The organism is Nocardioides terrae (assembly GCF_900112345.1).
Taxonomy (GTDB): Bacteria; Actinomycetota; Actinomycetes; order Propionibacteriales; family Nocardioidaceae; genus Nocardioides; species Nocardioides terrae.
Window position 1 is genome coordinate 181,076 of the sequence record NZ_FOLB01000005.1, and the last position, 15,613, is coordinate 196,688.

At 71.1% G+C, this 15,613-nt stretch carries 19 protein-coding genes; 11 read left to right on the forward strand and 8 right to left on the reverse strand.

Annotated elements, in window-relative coordinates:
- Positions 1-61: 61 nt before the first annotated feature.
- The 7 genes from BM236_RS08830 to flgN form a co-directional block, all read right to left on the reverse strand.
- Positions 62-505 carry a chemotaxis protein CheW gene (locus BM236_RS08830; protein WP_091122603.1) on the reverse strand — a complete coding sequence of 148 codons (444 nt, stop codon included), beginning with the start codon at positions 503-505 and terminating at the stop codon, positions 62-64.
- A gap of 40 nt (positions 506-545) precedes the next feature.
- Complete coding sequence (locus BM236_RS08835; RefSeq protein ID WP_091122605.1) at positions 546-2,915, reverse strand: chemotaxis protein CheA; 2,370 nt, start codon at positions 2,913-2,915, stop codon at positions 546-548.
- Positions 2,916-3,043: 128 nt separating this feature from the next.
- Positions 3,044-3,289, reverse strand: a complete 246-nt coding sequence (gene csrA / locus BM236_RS19495; protein WP_091122607.1) for a carbon storage regulator CsrA — start codon at positions 3,287-3,289, stop codon at positions 3,044-3,046.
- A 23-nt stretch (positions 3,290-3,312) separates the two neighbouring features.
- A complete protein-coding gene (fliW, locus tag BM236_RS08845) occupies positions 3,313-3,729 on the reverse strand; it encodes a flagellar assembly protein FliW (RefSeq protein ID WP_091122868.1) in 417 nt (138 codons plus the stop codon).
- 8 nt (positions 3,730-3,737) lie between these two features.
- Positions 3,738-4,628 (reverse strand): flagellar hook-associated protein FlgL, encoded by an 891-nt coding sequence (gene flgL, locus BM236_RS08850; RefSeq protein ID WP_091122609.1) that lies wholly within the window; start codon positions 4,626-4,628, stop codon positions 3,738-3,740.
- Positions 4,628-5,974 carry a flagellar hook-associated protein FlgK gene (gene flgK / locus BM236_RS08855; RefSeq protein ID WP_091122611.1) on the reverse strand — a complete coding sequence of 449 codons (1,347 nt, stop codon included), beginning with the start codon at positions 5,972-5,974 and terminating at the stop codon, positions 4,628-4,630. The genes flgL and flgK overlap by 1 nt, the downstream gene beginning before the upstream one ends.
- Before the next feature lie 2 nt (positions 5,975-5,976).
- On the reverse strand, positions 5,977-6,453 hold the full coding sequence (flgN, locus tag BM236_RS08860; RefSeq protein ID WP_091122613.1) for a flagellar export chaperone FlgN: 477 nt from the start codon (positions 6,451-6,453) through the stop codon (positions 5,977-5,979).
- 254 nt (positions 6,454-6,707) lie between these two features.
- Between flgN and BM236_RS08865 the strand changes: the two genes are divergently transcribed.
- The 6 genes from BM236_RS08865 (at position 6,708) to BM236_RS08890 (ending at position 11,660) form a co-directional block, all read left to right on the forward strand.
- On the forward strand, positions 6,708-7,598 hold the full coding sequence (locus BM236_RS08865; protein WP_245750223.1) for a sigma-70 family RNA polymerase sigma factor: 891 nt from the start codon (positions 6,708-6,710) through the stop codon (positions 7,596-7,598).
- Positions 7,599-7,807: 209 nt separating this feature from the next.
- Positions 7,808-8,926 carry a flagellin N-terminal helical domain-containing protein gene (locus tag BM236_RS19500; RefSeq protein WP_091122618.1) on the forward strand — a complete coding sequence of 373 codons (1,119 nt, stop codon included), beginning with the start codon at positions 7,808-7,810 and terminating at the stop codon, positions 8,924-8,926.
- Between the two features lie 105 nt (positions 8,927-9,031).
- Entirely contained in the window at positions 9,032-10,426 is a 1,395-nt protein-coding gene (fliD, locus tag BM236_RS08875; RefSeq protein WP_091122620.1) for a flagellar filament capping protein FliD, read from the forward strand.
- 16 nt (positions 10,427-10,442) lie between these two features.
- Entirely contained in the window at positions 10,443-10,832 is a 390-nt protein-coding gene (gene fliS, locus BM236_RS08880) for a flagellar export chaperone FliS (protein WP_091122624.1), read from the forward strand.
- Entirely contained in the window at positions 10,832-11,152 is a 321-nt protein-coding gene (locus BM236_RS08885) for a hypothetical protein (protein WP_091122627.1), read from the forward strand. The genes fliS and BM236_RS08885 overlap by 1 nt, the downstream gene beginning before the upstream one ends.
- 160 nt (positions 11,153-11,312) lie before the next feature.
- Positions 11,313-11,660, forward strand: a complete 348-nt coding sequence (locus BM236_RS08890; RefSeq protein WP_091122629.1) for a hypothetical protein — start codon at positions 11,313-11,315, stop codon at positions 11,658-11,660.
- On the opposite strand, the gene BM236_RS08895 is transcribed toward BM236_RS08890, so the two are convergent.
- Positions 11,657-12,694 (reverse strand): protein-glutamate methylesterase/protein-glutamine glutaminase, encoded by a 1,038-nt coding sequence (locus BM236_RS08895; protein WP_091122631.1) that lies wholly within the window; start codon positions 12,692-12,694, stop codon positions 11,657-11,659. The two genes, BM236_RS08890 and BM236_RS08895, sit on opposite strands and share 4 nt — an antisense overlap.
- 116 nt (positions 12,695-12,810) lie before the next feature.
- Here BM236_RS08895 and BM236_RS08900 point away from each other — a divergent pair, with 116 nt between their 5' ends.
- Genes BM236_RS08900 through BM236_RS08920 form a run of 5 tightly spaced genes read left to right on the forward strand, consistent with a single transcriptional unit; the run spans position 12,811 to position 15,472 of the window.
- Positions 12,811-13,731 (forward strand): CheR family methyltransferase, encoded by a 921-nt coding sequence (locus BM236_RS08900; protein WP_091122633.1) that lies wholly within the window; start codon positions 12,811-12,813, stop codon positions 13,729-13,731.
- Position 13,732: 1 nt separating this feature from the next.
- Positions 13,733-14,116, forward strand: a complete 384-nt coding sequence (locus BM236_RS08905; RefSeq protein ID WP_091122634.1) for a response regulator — start codon at positions 13,733-13,735, stop codon at positions 14,114-14,116.
- Positions 14,113-14,610: a chemotaxis protein CheX gene (locus BM236_RS08910; protein ID WP_091122636.1), complete on the forward strand. Its 498-nt coding sequence runs from the start codon at positions 14,113-14,115 to the stop codon at positions 14,608-14,610. Before BM236_RS08905 ends, BM236_RS08910 begins: the two co-directional genes overlap by 4 nt.
- A 17-nt stretch (positions 14,611-14,627) precedes the next feature.
- On the forward strand, positions 14,628-14,990 hold the full coding sequence (locus BM236_RS08915) for a response regulator (protein WP_091122639.1): 363 nt from the start codon (positions 14,628-14,630) through the stop codon (positions 14,988-14,990).
- A complete protein-coding gene (locus BM236_RS08920; protein ID WP_091122641.1) occupies positions 14,990-15,472 on the forward strand; it encodes a hypothetical protein in 483 nt (160 codons plus the stop codon). Before BM236_RS08915 ends, BM236_RS08920 begins: the two co-directional genes overlap by 1 nt.
- The last annotated feature ends 141 nt before the right edge of the window (positions 15,473-15,613 follow it).

The following is a 15,613-nucleotide window of genomic DNA, read 5'->3' on the forward strand; positions in this document are numbered from 1 at the left end:
CCCGCTGGACGTCCGTCGGAGCGGACTGCCAGAAGGACGAACCCTGAGCTGCACCTGGCGGTCAGGCGGCCAGGACCTCGACGGCGCGGTCGGAGTCGAGGACCAGGAGCAGGCTGTCGGCGAGCGGCCGGACGGCGTGGACGACGTCCTGGACCTTGGCCGGCAGGTTGGACGGGATCGGCTCGAAGCTGAGCCCGTCGGTGTCGACGACGTCGCCGATGTCGTCGACGAGGAGGCTGATGACCTCGCCGCGACTGCGCACGATCACGTTCATCGGCAACCGCTCCCCCGTGCGCGGCGGGAGGCCGAGCCGGAAGCGCAGGTCGACGGCGGTGACGATCTGCCCCCGCAGGTTGATCAGGCCCTTGACGCCCTCGCTCGCACGCGGGACCGGGGTCATCGGCTGGTGCCGGAGCACCTCCTGGACGTCGTCGACGTCGACGCCGAAGAAGAGCCCGTCGATCCAGAACGTGCAGTACTGAGCCACGTCGGTCAGCGCCTTCATGCTTCACTCCTTCCGCACACGGCGGTCGCGTTCATGGGGATCACGCGGACACTCCGGCCCACGCGACCACCGAGTCGAGGTCGACCAGGTCGGTCACCCGGTCCTGGACGACGGCGGTGCCGGTCACGCCGGGACGGTTGCCGACGGGCGAGGACGACACGGCGGTCTCGACGACGTCGAGGACGCGGTCGATGACGATCCCGACCGCGCGGTCGCCGATCTCGTGCACGACGACCGACATGGTGTCCTGACCGTCGGACGTGTCGGGCAGCCCGATCGCCGGGGCGAGCCGGACCAGCGGCAGCAGGCCGCCGCGGTATTGCACCACCTCGGCGCTCCCGGACCGCTCGACGCGATCGCGGCCGAACTCCTCCAGACGCGCGACCGCGGCAAGCGGCAGCGCGGCCCGGCGTCCGCCGGCGAGCTCGAGCACGAGCAGTGCCCGGCGGTCGTCCTCGGTCGAGCGCAGCTCGGCCGTGTCGGCCACCGTGGGGTCGATGCCCTGCTCACGGGCCAGGCCCGTGACGTCGAGGATGAGAGCGACCCGGCCGTCGCCCATGATCGTGGCGCCGGCGTACATCGCCAGGCTCTTGAGCTGGCGGCCGATCGGCTTGACCACGATCTCCTGGGTGTCGTGCACCTCGGAGACGCAGAGGCCGAACCGTACGTCGTCGGCCTGGAGCACGACGACGGTGAGCGCACCGAGGTCGCCGCGGCGGGCCGCCGCGTTCTGGCCCTCCGGAGCGAGCGCCTCCCCGAGGGAGACGAGCGGCAGCAGCCGGCCGCGCAGGCGGAGCACCGGTGCGCCGTCGAGGCGCTCGAGGTTGGGGTCCCCGACCTCGAGCCGGACGAGCTCGACCAGGTTGGCCTGCGGGATCGCGTAGCGCTCCATACCCTCGCCGACGACGAGCGCCGGGATGATCGCGAGCGTCAGCGGGATCCGCACGCGGACGGTCGTCCCGCGACCGGCCTCGGTCTGCAGGTCGACCGAGCCGCCGATGCGCTCGATGTTGGTGCGCACGACGTCCATGCCGACGCCACGCCCGGAGACGTTCGTGACCTCGCTGGCCGTGGAGAACCCCGGCCGGAAGATCAGGTTGACGATCTCGCGCGAGTCCATCCGGGCGATCTGCTCGCGCGAGACCACTCCGCGGGCGATCGCGACGGAGGCGATCGTGTCGGCGTCGATGCCCTTGCCGTCGTCGGTGATCTCGACGACGACCTGGCCGGACTCGTGGAAGGCGCGCAGGTGCAGCCGGCCCGAGCGAGGCTTGCCGGCGGCGGCCCGGTCGTCGGGCCGCTCGATGCCATGGTCCATGGAGTTGCGGACCAGGTGGGTGAGCGGGCCCTTGAGCGCCTCCAGGAGGCTCCGGTCGAGCTCGGTCTCGTGGCCTTCCATCACCAGGTCGACCTCGCGACCGAGCTGGTGGGACAGGTCGCGGACCATCCGCGGCATCTTGGCCCAGACCTGGCCGATGGGCTGCATGCGGGTCTTCATGACCGACTCCTGCAGCTCGCTGGCGACCAGGTCGAGCCGCTGGCTCGCGCGGGTCAGCTCGACGTCCTCGGCCAGTGCGGTGCGCTGCAGCAGCTGGTTGCGGGTCAGCACGAGCTCACCGACCAGGTCGACGAGCTGGTCGAGCAGGTCGACGTCGACGCGCACGCTGGCGTCGACGATCGTCCGGCGCTCGACCGGGTCCTCGTCGGCCGGGTGGGCCGGCTCGATGGGCTCGACGGGCTGGACCGGCTCCGGAAGGTGGACCGGCTCGGCGGGCTCCTCGGCGACGGGCGGGACGACCGGCTCGGCCGGCGTACGCTCCTCGCGGCTGGCCGGCACGGAGACATCGGTGTCCGTCGGGCCCGTCACGTCAGGCGCGTCGGGGCGCTCGAGCAGGGCGACGGCCTGCGCCACCCCGTTCACGGCCCCGTTCGCCGAGCCGTTGACCGTGCCGTTGACAGCACCGCTGACAGCACCGTTGACGGGCTGGGTCACTGCCGCGACGGGGGCCTCGGCCACGTGGCCGGCCAGCAGCGCCTCGATCGCCGCGATGACGGGATCCACGTCGACCGACGGGTCGTCGTCCCGGCCGGTCCGCTCGATCACGTCGAGCAGCGCGCGGACGGTGTCGACCATCCGCAGCAGGGCGCCGGTGAGCGGCTCGGTCATCGTCCGCTGGCCGTCGCGCAGCTGCGACAGCAGCGTCTCGCCGACATGCGTGAGCCGCTCCAGCCGGCCGAGCGCTAGGAACCCACTGGTCCCCTTGATGGTGTGGATCGTGCGGAAGATGCTCGACAGCAGCTCCCGTGATCCGGGGTGCTGCTCCAGCTCCACCAGGTCACGGTCCAGCTGGTCCAGGTTCTCGTGGCTCTCCACGAGGAACTCGGCGATGATCTCGGCGTCGTCGTCCATGTATACGGCCTCCTCGCCTGGTCTATCGGCGCTGGGCCACGGCTCCTGAGCCGGTCCGGCGGCCGAGTCGGCAGAAGTTCGCGTCCCTGGAAGGCCGAGTCGGCACGAAGTGCACGGGACTCGGCGGGTCAGGGGCGCGGGCGGAGGACCTTCGTGAGCTCCTCGGACAGCGACGCGACGGCGTCGCCGCTGGGCGAGGCCGACTCCTGGTTGCTGGCGGCCAGCTCGACGAGCAGCTCGGCGCGGTGCACGGCGACCGAGCGGGGCGCGTCGATGCCGATGCGGACGACGTCGCCACGGACCTCGAGGACCGTGATCGTGACGTCGTCACCCACGACGATGCTCTCGCCGACGCGACGGCTCAGGACCAGCATGGGTCCACGCTATCGTGCGCGCCCTAGCCGAGCAGCGGGGCGGCCACCGGCAGCGACGGGTCGTCCAGGATCACCTGGGCGGCGCGGCTGGTCACCATGTTGACCACGATCGGCGCGCGCAGGTTGACCGTGGTCGACGCCAGGTCGCGGCCGGCGTGCACGACGAGCAGCACGAGCGCGTCGTCGGCGGTATCCAGGCCGAGCTCGGCGGCCGCCTCGTCGTCGATCTCGGGCGCGTACGTCGGGTGGAAGTCGCCCGGAGGCACCACGAGGAACCGCAGGTCGGCGTGGTCGAGGGACCGCAGGGCGCTGAGCACGCCCGACTCGTCCAGCGGCTGCAGGGCGAACCGTTGGGCGGCCGGGAAGCCCGGCATCGGTCGGACGAGTTCGATGACGGGCACCGACGGCGTGTGCGCCGACGGTCCGGACGGCCTGGTCATGGTGGCGATCATCGCAGGAAGTCCAAGAGACTGGGCTGGATGGTCTTGCCGGTCGCCGCCAGCGCGGCCTGGTAGGCGACCTCCTGCGTCTGCAGGTCGACGGTCGCCGCTGCCAGGTCGACGTCCTCGACATCGGTGAGCGAGGTCGTCAGCTGGAGCACGGACTGATTGGCCAGGTCACTGGCGTGGGTGATGCGGTTGTAGCGCGCACCCTCACTCGCCTCGGCCCCGCTGAGGTTGGTGAGGTCGTCGGCCAGGTTGGCGATGCCGTCCTGGATACCGGCCGAGTCGCCAAGGCGCAGCGACTTGGAGAGGTCGGCCAGGTGGCTGAAGACGTTGTCCCCGTCCGCCCCGAAGGTCTCGATCCCGTCGGCGTCGACCCGGACGGTGACGTCGGCGCCCACGCGTCGCATCACGGATCCGCCGTCGCCGGCATAGGTGCCGTCCTCCTTGAAGGCGAGCGACCCGTCCGTCGTCCCGCCGAAGACGGGACGGCCGAGGTACTGGGTGTTGGCCTGCTGCAGCACGCTCTCCCGGATCTGGTCGACCTCGGTCGCCAGCGCGTCGAGCGCGGCCTGTGACAGCGAACCGGTGTTGCCGCCCTGGAGACCGAGCGTGTGCGCCCTCGTCACCTGGGTGACGATGCCGCTCAGCGTGCTGTCCACGGTGCCGAGCCAGGCGACACCGTCGGCGGCGTTGCGGATGTACTGGTGCTGGTCCGCGAGCGAGCTGCGCACCCGCAGGGCGGTGCCCGTGTCCGCGGGCGAGTCCGACGGCCGATTGATCCTCTTGCCGGTCTGGAGCTGCTCCTGGACCTTGGCCATCCGGTTGAGGCCGCTCTGCACGGAGGTCAGCGACCGCTGGGAGAGCATCCGCTGGGTCACGCGAGTGATCGCCATCAGTGGGTCACCCCCGTGCGGTTGATGAGCGTGTCGAGGAGCGAGTCCAGGACCGTCATCACCTTGCTGGCCGCCTCGTAGGCGTGCTGGGCCGCGACCATGTTCACCGTCTCCTCGTCCAGGCTGACGCCTGCCATCTGCTCGCGCTCGTCGTCGACCTGACCGGTGAGCGCCTGCTGGGTGGTCGTCTGTCGGTTGATGCTGGCGACCGTGCCACCGAAGCTCGTCACGAGGGCGGCGTAGTCGGACCCGACGGTGGTGGCCGTGCTCAGGGCGTCGGCGTTGCCACCGTCCTTCGCTCCGCCGGAAGAGGCGGCGAGCAGCTTGCCATCGGTGAACGCGACGGACAGGGACCCGGCCGGGTCCGCCGGGTCGAGTGTGAACAGGTCGCCTCCGGCGACGCCGTTGAGGTCCTTGCCCGCGCGGTGCTGCGCGTTCATCTGGTCCATGAAAGTCGTGGCGATGTCGTCGAGGGACTTCTGGTACGCCGGCAGGGTGTCGTTCAGCGCGTCCAGGACGCCACCGAGCTCGCCGCTGACGCCGGCCGGCACGGGATCACCGGCGATCGCAAGCGCCGTCGGGGTGCCGCTCGCGGTCAGCTGCCGGGCGGTGTCGCCGGTGACCAGTGCGACGCCGTTGACCGCGACGTCGTACTGCCCGTCGGGCTGCACCTTCACTTCGGCGCCCGTGAGCTTGGCGAGGTTGAGCGCGAGCAGGTCGCGCTGGTCCGACAGCGAGCCGACGTCGGTCTTGTTGACCTGGGCGATCCTGATGGTCTTGTTGAGGCGCGCCAGCTCGGTGGCGGTGTCGTTGACCTGCTGGACGGCGGTCGCCGCGTGCATCTGCTGGTCGGCCATCTCGGTGGTGACGTTGTCCGACTGCGTCTTGAAAGCGCTCGCGACGGCGCCCGCCTTCTCGAGGACCACCTGGCGCGCGGCCGCGCCGCCGGGGTCGGAGACGAGGTTCTGGAACGCCGAGCGGAGATCGAGGAGCGCAGCGGAGAGCCCGTTGGGGCCTGGCTCGTTGACGCCCGTCTCGACCCGGTTGAGGATCGTCTGCTGGGTCGACAGGTAGGACAGCGAGCCGTTCTCGCGGCGGGAGCGGGCGTCGAGCAGCGGGTCGACCAGGCGGGAGACCGACTGCACGGCGACGCCGTCGCCGTGGCCGACATACTGCGACCACATCGCCGGCTGGTCGGGCGCCGCGACGGCGCCGGACTCGGCCCTGCGGCGGACGTAGCCCTCGGTGTTGACGTTGGCGATGTTGTTGTTGGAGACGTCGAGCGCGACCTGCTGGTAGCGCAGGGCGCTCAGCGCGGTGTTGAGGCCACCGAAGGTGCCGACCATCGTCACAGGCTCCGATCGATCAGGTGGCGGGTCGGCGTAGCCGCAACCGCCGCGCCGTCGGGGGTGTAGCCCTCGGTGGTGCCGCTGATGGCGAGCAGCGTCTCCTGGGCGGAGCGGTAGCCGGTCGTGATCAGGCCCTTGGTGGCGTCGGAGAGGTCAGCGATCTGGCGGGTGATCACCAGGAATGCCTCACGGTGGTCGAGCAGGATGGTGCGCCACGGCTCCTCGGCCGCCTCGGCGAGCATCGACAGGCCCGGGTTGGTGTCGAGGCCGACCTCGTGGGCCGCCTCGTCGGTGGCCATCGCGCGCAGCACCTCGGTCTCGCGGAGCGTCACCAGGACGTCCTCGACCTCGCGGTTGGCGCGGCTCAGCCATCCGCTCTGGCCGCCGGCCAGCACAAGCTTCTCGACCTCGAGCTTGTAGGCGAGCAGCTCGAGCAGCTCACGCTCGCGCCACAGGATGAGCGACAGCTTCTCCATGTCCGGACCTTTCGATTCTGGGACCCTCCCGTCGGGTCTCAGAGGACAGATCGCCCGGTCCGGACGAAAACTGAGGCCTTGTTGCCATCGGGTTGATTTCGCACCGGAATGGCCACGTCTAGTCATCAAGTAGTCCGTCCGGGTGGTGCGGGAGGTGGTCTGACTAGGACCAGGGGCCCCATTTCATGGTGCGAACGAGGGAAGTCCGTGGATTTCGCCTCGTTTTGGTCAACAGGCTTGCAACAGTTCTCCACGTGACTGCTACCCACGACGGCCTCGGCGTCGACCACCTGATCACCAGCAACATGCCGCTGGTCGGACACATCGTCCGCGAGACGATGGGCCGGGTCCCGTCGCACGTCAACCGCGACGACCTGACGTCCGCCGGCCTGACCGCGCTGGTCCAGGCCGCCCAGGCCTTCGACGCCGAGCGGGGCGTGCCGTTCGAGCGGTACGCCGCCACGCGGATCCGCGGGGCGATCGTCGACGAGCTGCGCAGTGTCGACTGGGCCTCCCGCTCGGTCCGCCGCCGGGCCCGCGATCTCGACGACACCCGGTCGCGGCTCGCGTCGTCGCTGGGCCGCACGCCCTCCGTGGCCGAGGTCGCCAGCGCGATGGGCCTCTCCCCCGACGAGGTCGTCGCCAACGACGACGACGTCAGCCGGGCCCAGGTCCTCTCCCTGCAGGGGGCGACCACGTCGTCCCTCGACGAGCTGCTGCCGACCCAAGCGCCCAGCCCGGAGCAGCTGGTCGAGCACCAGGAGAAGCTCGCCTACCTGGTCGAGGCGATCGCCGAGCTGCCCGAGCGGCTGCGCGTCGTCGTGCAGGACTACTTCTTCGCCGAGCGTCCGATGGCCGACATCGCCGCAGACCTCGGGGTCACCGACTCCCGCATCTCCCAGATGCGCGCCGAGGCGCTCGTGCTGCTGCGCGACGCCCTCAACAACGCCCTCGAACCCTCGCTCGTCAAGCAGTCCGGCAAGCCCGGCGGCTGCGCGAGCCGCCGACGCGAGGCCTACTTCGCCGCCGTCGCCGCGCGCCACGCCGAGGGCGCCCGTCGCTCGCCGCAGGTCACCGCCCAGCTCTCCCGTCAGGTCGCCGCGCCGGTCGCCCCGGCCCCGCGCCGACTCGACGTCGCTGGCTGACGCTCCACGTTCGTCCCGCTCCTCGGCCCGCTGCGCTCGCAGCGGGCCGAGGGCCATTTCGGGGCGACCGGGCCGGCACGTCCGACTTCTTCTGAAAATTCTCGCGATTCCGGCTCAGACCGGTCCCGCCGGGGCCGAACAACCCACCGGCAGGAGACCACGGACGGACTCCTCGAACACACCCAGGCTTATTCAGGAAGGAACCTCTCATGAGCCTCCGCATCAACACCAACGTCGACGCCCTGACCGCGTACAACAACCTCAACAAGACGCAGCAGTCGCAGTCGACCTCCAACGAGCGTCTCTCCTCGGGTCTGCGGATCAACCGCGCCGCGGACGACGCCGCCGGTCTGGCCATCTCGCAGGGCCTGACCTCGCAGATCAACGGCATCGGCCAGGCCGTCCGCAACGCTCAGGACGGCATCAACGTCGTCCAGACCGCTGACGGCGCCCTCTCCGAGACGCACTCGATCCTGCAGCGCATGCGTACCCTCGCCGTCCAGTCCGCCAACGACTCGAACGACACCGCATCGCGCAACGACATCCAGACCGAGGTCAACGCGCTCAGCACCGAGCTCGACAAGATCGCGGACAACACCACCTTCAACAACATCAAGCTGCTGGACGGCAACTTCACCAGCAAGAAGTTCCAGGTCGGCTACGCCGCCAACGACACCCTGGACGTCAACATCAGCCAGGGCGCCAAGGCCGCCTCCGGCGTCTTCGCCGCCGGCAGCTTCGCGGGCACCGCCGCCGCCGTCGTGCTGACCCACGGCGGAGTCGTGACCACGACCACCGCCACGATCAGCAACGCCGACACCGCCGCCGCCGCGGCTGACAAGCTGAACAACGACGCCGCGTTCAAGGCGAACTACTCCGCGAGCGTCGACAAGAACGGCGCCCTGGCGATCACCGCCAAGGACGGCATCGCCACCGCCTTCACCGCGACGGGTGGTGCCGGTACCGGCGTCACCGCCGCGGCCGGCACCGGCGGCGGCTTCAAGGCCACCGACCTCCTCGGTGGCTCGGTCGACCTGACCAGCCAGGTCAACGCCGAGGCGGCCATCGGCAAGATCGACACCGCCATCCAGAACGTGTCGACCGCCCGCGCCACCCTCGGTGCGACGCAGAACCAGTTCCAGCACCACATCAACAACCTGACGGTCACGCAGCAGAACCTGCAGGCCTCGAACAGCTCGATCCAGGACACCGACATGGCCCAGGAGATGAGCAACTTCACCCGCACGCAGGTGCTGCAGAACGCCGGCATCTCGATGCTCGCGCAGGCGAACCAGTCCTCGCAGGGCATCCTCAAGCTCCTCGGCTGAGCCTGAGGCTGCGCCCAGGCGCAGCAGCAACACCCCGACGGGTGCTGCCGGCGATCCCGGCAGCACCCGTCGTCCGTTCTCTAGAGCAACTCCGAGGAGCAAGCGATGGCGAGTGCAATCACCTTCACCGGCCTGGGCAGCGGGCTGGACTCGGCCAGCATCATCAGCCAGCTCATGGCCATCGAGAAGGCGCCCCAGGACCGGCTCAAGACGACGCTCGCCAGCGAGCAGACGACGGTCGGCGCCCTGCAGGGCCTCAACACCGCGCTCGTCGCGCTCCAGAAGAGCGCCGACAGCTTCGCCACCGGGTCGACCTGGACCAAGCTCACCGCCACCTCGTCGAGCACCGCGGTCAAGATCTCCGCGTCGAGCTCCGCCAGCCAGGCCAGCGTCTCCATGACGGTCAACGACGTCGCGACCGCGGCCAGCAACACCTACACGACCGCGGCCGGCCTCTCCGACACCGTCACGTCGGCGACCAGCCTGGACGTGAAGCTCTCGGACGGCACCACCGCCTCCGTCGCGCTGGCCGACGGCAAGCTCTCGACCGTGATCAGCTCGCTCAACGGGCTGAAGGACGCCAACGGCACCCCGCTCCTGAACGCCACCGCGGTCAGCACGGGCAACGGCCAGTACCGCCTGGTGGTCAGCCAGGTCGCCACCGGACAGGGCAACCTGGACATCACCGAGCCGTCCCCCGACGGCATCCAGCCGGCCGGCGCCCTCATGGGCGGTCCCGACACGACGATCGCCGGCGGCCGCGCCGCCGGCACCGACGCCGACATCACCGTGGGCGGTGTCCACCTGGCGCCGCAGCGCAGCAACACCTTCACCGCCCTGATGCCCGGGGTCGACGTCACCCTCACCGCCGCGGCGAAGGGCGCCGGCCCGATCACGCTGGCCGTCGCCGACGACGGCTCCAGCCGAGCCGGCGCGCTGAGCGCGTTCGTCAGTCAGATCAACGGCGTCATCGACCAGATCGCCGACACCACGTCGTACGGCGTCATCGTCGCTGGACAGGCGCCCTCCGGCGGCGGCGTGCTGCCCGGGGACACGACCCTGCGGGCGATCTCCGACCAGCTGCTCAACACGATCTTCCCGGGTGGCGGCGCGACGCTGGCGAAGATGGGCCTCGACCTCAACACCGAAGGACACCTGACCTTCGACCAGTCGAAGTTCCAGACGGCCTACCAGACCGATCCGAAGGGCGTTCAGGACGCCTTCATCGGCGCGAACGGCTTCACCTCTCGGGTCGGGAGCATCGCCAAGTCGCAGAGCGACTCGAGCACGGGTGCGCTGACGCTGACGATCAAGAGCGAGAACTCGCAGATCGACCGCTACAACGACGAGATCGCGGCCTGGGACGAGCGGCTCGCCATGAAGCAGACCTCGCTCACCAAGCAGTACACCGCCCTCGAGACGGTGCTGAGCAAGCTCCAGAGCCAGTCCAGCTGGCTGACGACGCAGCTCAAGAGCCTGACCAGCAGCTCGGACGACTGAAGGCCCGGAGGGAACGATGAACTACGCCAAGCAGAGTGCACGGAACGCCTACCAGGGCAACGCGGTGGCCACGGCCAGCCCTGCCCGGCTCCTGGTGATGCTGTTCGACCGTCTCGTGCTCGATGCCGAGCGCGGCGAGGCCGCGCTCGCCGCCGGTCTGCACGAGGAGTGCAACTCCCAGCTGCAGCACGCGCAGGCGATCGTGACCGAGCTCCAGTCCACCCTCGACGTCGACAGGATGCCCGCCGGCGCCGAGATGATGGCGCTCTACGACTACCTGCAGCGCCAGCTCGTCAGCGCCAACATCGCCCGTGACCGGGCGGCTGCGGCCGAGGCGGTCAAGATCGCCCGCGAGCTGTGCGACACCTGGCGCCAGGCCGCCCTGCTGGCCGCGGTGAGCGCCTGATGTCGGACCGGCTGACGGCCTGGGCCGCGGTCCTCGACGAGCTCGAGCGGTCGGTCGCGGACGCGCAGCGCTCGCTCGCTGCCGGCGGGACCGAGTCGTACGCCGCCTGGCAGCCGCCCGCGGACCTCGGACCGCTCCCCCTCGAGCTCGCCGACCAAGCCTCTGAGCTGGTCGAGCGCCAGCGACGCACCCTCGACGAGGGCGCCCCGGTGCTCGCCGCCGCGCGCGGCGCACTCGACTACACCCGGCGCGCACGCCGCGCCGCCGTGCCGGCCACCCACCGGGCCGCCACGTCGGTCTACCTCGACGTCACCGCCTGAATCCGGACGCACCCCAGCGTCGCTTGGCCCGATCGGGCAAGCGCCCGGGACCCCCGGGGCCCGGTGGACGGAGTCCGAACGGACCTGCCGGCGGGTGCCGGCTCCGGCCTAGCATCGCCGTGTTCCGTCGCGACCCGCGACGCCGGGCGAGGAGGTGCTGATGGCCGAGCGCGACGCCATGCCGGCGGCTGAGTGGGAGCCGGCCCTCGACCGACTCGAGCTCCAGGTGAGCCGGGCCGAGCAGCTGGGCGTCACCGACGCCGACCTCGACCTGCGGCTCCCCGCGGCGCTCAGCACGATCCCGCGCTACCTGCTCGACCGCGCCCAGAGCCTCGTCGAGCGACACCAGCGACTGGTCGGCGAGCGGTCCGGGCAGGCGCGGCACGACGAGCGGCCGATCGACACCCGGACGCTGCACGACCGGGTCGGTCACCTCACCACCGGCGCGCGGTCGCCCGTCTCCCCGGACTTCCTCGAGGCGCTGCAGGTCGAGCTGCCCGCGGACTAGCGCAGCGCGGCGACGAGACGACGCGGCAGCTCCGGCAGCGGCACGACCTCGTCGGCCAGGCCGGCGAGCGCGACCGCGCCCGGCATGCCCCACACCACCGAGGTGGCCTCGTCCTGGACGATCACCCGCGCACCCCGAGCCGTCAGCGCCCGGACGCCCACGAGCCCGTCCTGGCCCATACCTGTCAGGACGGCGGCGAGCACGCGGCCGCCGTACGTCTCCGCCGCGGAACGGAACAGGACGTCCACGGCGGGGCGGCAGAAGTTCTCGGCCGGCCCCTGGTCGAGCCGGACGCGGACGCCGCCTCCGCCGGACGCGAGCCGGACGTGGAAGTCGCCCGGCGCGATGAGCACCTCGCCGGCGCGGAGCACGTCGCCCTCGGCCGCCTCACGCACGGCGAAGGGCGTGCTCCGGTCGAGGCGCTGGGCGAGCATCGTGGTGAAGACGGCAGGCATGTGCTGCACGACGACCACCGGCACGCGAAGATCGGCCGGCAGCTGCCCGAGCAGGCCGGCCAGCGCGTCGGGGCCGCCCGTCGAGGAGCCGATCACGAGCACCTGCGGCGAGCCGGCGGCCGGCTTCACGGGGGCGGTGACGGGCCGCTGCGGGACCGGCCGCGGCGTGAGCATCCGGACGCCGGCGAGGGCGCGGATCCGCGGGACCAGCTGGTCGCGCACGCTGGCCAGGCCCTCGGCCACCGAGCCGGTGTTCGACGGCTTGGTGACGTAGTCCGAGGCGCCGCGGGAGAGCGCGTCGAGGGTTGCCGAGGCTCCCCGCTCGGTGAGCGTGGAGAACATGATGATCGGCAGCCGGCGGTGCCGCTCGCGGATCCGCACGAGGGCGCCGAGCCCGTCGAGCCGTGGCATCTCGATGTCGAGCGTCACGACGTCCGGCGTCAGCTCCTCGACGAGGTCGACCGCCTCGAGACCGTCGCGGGCGGTGCCCACGATCTCGATGTCGGCGGCCCCTGAGAGCGCGGTGGAGATCAGGCGACGGATGAGGGCGGAGTCGTCCACCACCAGAACTCGGATCACGCGACGACCATCGGCCCGCCGGAGCCGCTCCTGAGCCTGCCGCGACGCACGGTGCAAGATGGATCACGCCCGCAGGTTCGGCTCAGGAGCGAGAAGCGCCGTCCGATCAATACGCCGTGACCATCTCCTCCTCGAGCTTCCAGCTGATCGCCGCCCTCGTGCGTCGCGAGACGGCGATGGTCTACGACGCGGGCAAGGAGTACCTCGTCGAGGCTCGGCTGATGCCGCTCGCCACGGCCGCGGGCTGCCCCGACGTCGAGGCCTACATCGCGCGGGTCCGCACCGACCTGAGCGAGCGCCGCAACGCGCTGGACGCCCTCACCATCAACGAGACCAGCTGGTTCCGCGACCAGACGCCCTACCAGGCCTTCACCGACCTGATGCTGCCGAAGCTCCTCGAGAGCCGGTCGCTCACGCGTCGGCTGCGGATCTGGTCGGCGGCGTGCTCGAGCGGCCAGGAGGCCTACTCGATCGCGATGCTGCTCGACCAGCACCTGCCGGCCGGCTGGACCGCCGACATCCTCGCGACCGACGTGTCCACCGCGATGCTCGCCCGCGTCGACGCCGGCCGCTACAGCCAGGTCGAGATGAACCGCGGCCTACCCGCCGCCACCCTGGTCCGCCACTTCGCCCGGGCCGGGACCGAGTGGGAGGTCAGCCCGCAGCTCAAGCGGATGGTCCGCACCCAGCACCTCAACCTGGCCGACGCCTACGCGTTCACCACCGTCGGGACCTTCGACGTCGTGCTGCTGCGCAACGTCCTGATCTACTTCGACACCCCGACGAAGTACGACGTGCTGCGCCGGATGCGCCCCCACGTCGCGACCGACGGCTACCTGCTGCTCGGCTCGTCGGAGACGACCCTCGACATGCCGCCCGACGTGGCGGCGCTCTGGAGCCGTGAGCAGCTCGGCCGGGTCCCGTCGCTGCGTCCCGCGGCCGGCGTACCGCGCACCGCGTCGACGCACACGCCGACCAGGCCCTTCGGATCCTCCCTCACCACTGCCACCACCACTTCCGCACGGATCGGAGCCTGACATGCGCGCGATGATCATCGACGACTCCCGGGCGATGCGGAGCATCCTGCGCCGCATCGTCGCCGGCCTGGAGTTCGAGACCCTCGAGGCCGGCGACGGCCAGCAGGCGCTCGACCTCTTCGAGTCCGGTCAGGTCCCCGACCTGTGCCTGGTCGACTGGAACATGCCGGTCATGGACGGCTACACCTTCATCACCCGCGTGCGCGCGAACAAGGAGTGGCGCCACGTCACCTTGATGACGGTGACCACCGAGAGCGAGCAGGGCCAGATCGTGAAGGCGCTCGCGGCCGGCGCGCACGAATACGTCATCAAGCCCTTCACCCCCGACGCGATCGTCGAGAAGCTCGAGCTGCTCGGCCTGCTGCCCGTGGAGGCGCTCGCATGACGCTCGCACCCGCACTCACCGACGTGCACGCCATCGTCGACCAGGTCTGGACGAGCTTCCTCGGCGAGGTCGAGCCGCTCCTGCCGGCCGACGTCGCACCGGGTGGGCCGTTCCCCGCGGGCCAGGCCTGGTCGGCCGCCGTGTCGGTCTCCGGCGGCTGGGACGCGACGGTGACCGTCGAGCTGTCCGCCGCGCTCGCGGTGTCGCTGACCACCACCATGCTCGGCCTCGAGGGGCCCGAGGCCCCCGACGACGCCGACCTCGCCGACGCGGTCGGCGAGCTCGTCAACATGGTCGGCGGCAACCTCAAGAGCCTCATGCCCGGACCGAGCGCCCTCTCCCTGCCTGCCGTCGCGGCCGGCCGCGCCGCCCACGCGTCGGGCGCGACCGAGATCGCGTGCTTCGACGGGGTCTGGGCCGGCGAGCCGGTCCGGGTCACCGTCCACGTCGTCACCGACGCCCCCGTCGACCTCCTCCCCCAGCCCATCTCCTGAGACTGGAGTCATCCCACATGAAGATCATCGTCGCCGACGACAGCAGGGTCATGCGCCAGATCGTGATCCGGACGCTGCGACAGGCGGGCCACGGTGGCCACGAGATCGTCGAGGCCGAGAACGGCCGCGACTGCCTCGAGAAGGTCGCCACCGAGCAGCCCGACCTGGTGCTCTCGGACTGGAACATGCCCGAGATGAACGGCATCGACTGCCTCGGCGCGCTGCGCGCCTCCGGCTCGCAGGTGCCGTTCGGGTTCGTGACCTCCGAGGGTTCCGAGGAGATGCGCCAGCGTGCCGCCGCGGCGGGCGCCCTGTTCCTCATCGCCAAGCCGTTCACCGCCGAGACGTTCGGCGATGCGCTCAGCGAGGTGCTCGGCTGATGCCGTCCCACCTCCCGCTGCCCAAGCAGATCAAGGACCTCTTCGAAGGCGTCCTCGGTCGGGACGTCACGCTCTCCCCGTCGGCGCCGTTCGCGCCCGGCCCGAAGGCGCCCGCCAGCGTCGCCGTGTACGTCGACGACGCGCTGCGCATCACCGGGCTGATCGTGTGCGACCTGCGCGTGTCGGCGTACGCCGGCGGAGCGCTCGGTCTGGTCCCGCTCGGGGGCGCCGACGCCGCCGTCGAGGCGGGGGCGCTCACCGAGACGCTCGCGGAGAACCTCTACGAGGTGCTCAACATCGCCGCGTCGATGTTCAACGAGCCCGGCGCCGACCACCTGCGCCTGCACGAGCTGCACCCGGCCGGCGTACCGCTGCCGCCGCTGGTGCGGGCCCAGACCCTGACGCTGGGCCGCCGTGAGGACGTGTCGATCGACATCGCCGGCTACGGAGCCGGACAGCTGTCGGTCGTCATGGTCGCCTGATCCCCTCGGTCCTCCCGGGCCCCAGGCCCAGGACGTCCTGCGGGGTGGTCGCTCAAGCAGCCACTCCGCAGGACGTCTTCTGCATTTCCCTCAGGTGGGCGCGCGATGCGCCGAACCGTCACGTGAGCACGGACTAGCTCG